Source organism: Thalassovita aquimarina (genome assembly GCF_018219815.1).
GTDB classification, from domain to species: domain Bacteria; phylum Pseudomonadota; class Alphaproteobacteria; order Rhodobacterales; family Rhodobacteraceae; genus Thalassobius; species Thalassobius aquimarinus.
This window is the reverse complement of the sequence record NZ_JADMKU010000042.1, coordinates 1-2,500: the sequence shown is the minus strand read 5'-3', so window position 1 is coordinate 2,500 and position 2,500 is coordinate 1. Positions and strand designations below refer to the sequence as shown.

1 tRNA gene and 2 rRNA genes (1 of these 3 cut by a window edge) are annotated in these 2,500 nt (G+C 54.6%); all 3 read left to right on the top strand.

Annotated elements, in window-relative coordinates:
- Positions 1-2,070 (top strand): 23S ribosomal RNA (locus IT775_RS20940); it begins 759 nt to the left of the window's first position.
- 134 nt (positions 2,071-2,204) lie between these two features.
- A 5S ribosomal RNA gene (gene rrf / locus IT775_RS20935) occupies positions 2,205-2,319 on the top strand.
- A gap of 101 nt (positions 2,320-2,420) precedes the next feature.
- Positions 2,421-2,497 (top strand) — tRNA-Met (locus IT775_RS20930).
- The last annotated feature ends 3 nt before the right edge of the window (positions 2,498-2,500 follow it).

The following is a 2,500-nucleotide window of genomic DNA, read 5'->3' as shown; positions in this document are numbered from 1 at the left end:
CACACCTGTTGAAAAAGGTCGGGATGAGTTGTGCCTAGGGGTGAAAGGCCAATCAAACTCGGAGATAGCTGGTTCTCCGCGAAATCTATTTAGGTAGAGCGTCATCCGAATACCCCGGGGGGTAGAGCACTGGATGGGTAATGGGGCCCCACAGGCTTACTGATCCTAACCAAACTCCGAATACCCGGGAGTACTAGATGGCAGACACACCGTGGATGCTAACGTCCACGGTGGAGAGGGAAACAACCCTGACCTCCAGCTAAGGCCCCCAATTCATGGCTAAGTGGGAAAGCAGGTGGGACGACCAAAACAACCAGGAGGTTGGCTTAGAAGCAGCCATCCTTTAAAGATAGCGTAACAGCTCACTGGTCTAAATAAGTTGTCCTGCGGCGAAGATGTAACGGGGCTCAAGCCATGAGCCGAAGCTGAGGATGCACGTAGTGCATGGTAGCGGAGCGTAGTGTGACATAGTTCCATGCGTCCTTAACTCCTTCGGGAGTATTGGACGCAAGGAACTTTCTGTGAAGCCGGCCTGTGAGGGATCCGGTGGAGAGATCACTAGCGAGAATGATGACATGAGTAGCGACAAACAGGGTGAGAGACCCTGTCGCCGAAAGTCCAAGGGTTCCTGCTTAAAGCTAATCTGAGCAGGGTAAGCCGGCCCCTAAGGCGAGGCCGAAAGGCGTAGTCGATGGGAACCAGGTTAATATTCCTGGGCCGTGAGGTGGTGACGGATCGTGAGGGTAGTTCAGGCTTATCGGATTGTCTGGGCTGCTGATCGGTTCCTGGAAATAGCCCCTCTTTAAGACCGTACCCTAAACCGACACAGGTGGACTGGTAGAGAATACCAAGGCGCTTGAGAGAACGATGTTGAAGGAACTCGGCAAAATACCTCCGTAAGTTCGCGAGAAGGAGGCCCAGTTTCTAGGCAACTAGTGGCTGGGGGCACAAACCAGGGGGTGGCGACTGTTTACTAAAAACACAGGGCTCTGCGAAGTCGCAAGACGACGTATAGGGTCTGACGCCTGCCCGGTGCCGGAAGGTTAAAAGGAGATGTGAGAGCGTCGAATTGAAGCCCCGGTAAACGGCGGCCGTAACTATAACGGTCCTAAGGTAGCGAAATTCCTTGTCGGGTAAGTTCCGACCTGCACGAATGGCGTAACGACTTCCCCGCTGTCTCCAACATCGACTCAGCGAAATTGAATTGCCTGTCAAGATGCAGGCTTCCCGCGGTTAGACGGAAAGACCCCGTGCACCTTTACTACAGCTTCGCACTGGCATCAGGATTGTGATGTGCAGGATAGGTGGTAGGCTTTGAAACCGGAACGCCAGTTTCGGTGGAGCCTCCCTTGAGATACCACCCTTCGCACTCTTGATGTCTAACCGCGGTCCGTTATCCGGATCCGGGACCCTGCGTGGCGGGTAGTTTGACTGGGGCGGTCGCCTCCTAAAGAGTAACGGAGGCGCGCGAAGGTTGGCTCAGAGCGGTCGGAAATCGCTCGTTGAGTGCAATGGCAGAAGCCAGCCTGACTGCGAGACTGACAAGTCGAGCAGAGTCGAAAGACGGCCATAGTGATCCGGTGGTCCCGCGTGGAAGGGCCATCGCTCAACGGATAAAAGGTACGCCGGGGATAACAGGCTGATACTGCCCAAGAGTCCATATCGACGGCAGTGTTTGGCACCTCGATGTCGGCTCATCTCATCCTGGGGCTGGAGCAGGTCCCAAGGGTACGGCTGTTCGCCGTTTAAAGAGGTACGTGAGCTGGGTTTAGAACGTCGTGAGACAGTTCGGTCCCTATCTGCCGTGGGTGTAGGATACTTGAGAGGAGTTGCCCCTAGTACGAGAGGACCGGGGTGAACGTTCCACTGGTGGACCAGTTGTCGTGCCAACGGCAGTGCTGGGTAGCTATGAACGGACAGGATAACCGCTGAAGGCATCTAAGCGGGAAGCCCCCCTCAAAACAAGGTATCCCTGAGGACCGTGGTAGACCACCACGTCGATAGGCCGGAGATGTAAGCGCAGCAATGCGTTCAGTTGACCGGTACTAATTGTCCGATAGGCTTGATTTGATCCAGTAACAGCAAGGCTGCAGCAGCGCTCAAGTAGCGAAGCGGTAGCGCTCATTACTGATCAAAAGCATACACAACACATACTTGACTTGGTAACGTCGCCCCGCAACGGCGACGATAGGTTCCTTATTCGGTTTGGTGGTCATAGCGCGAGTGAAACACCCGATCCCTTCCCGAACTCGGCCGTTAAGCACCGTAGCGCCAATGGTACTGCGTCTTAAGACGTGGGAGAGTAGGTCACCGCCAAACCTAATAAGGAACCTCAAAATCTCTCAAACGATGAAATCAAAATAGCCTCAACTCAGTTAAATGAGGCAAACGCCTCGGGCAAAAAGCGTCCAGGTAAGCGTCGCGGGGTGGAGCAGCCCGGTAGCTCGTCAGGCTCATAACCTGAAGGTCGCAGGTTCAAATCCTGCCCCCGCAACCAAAA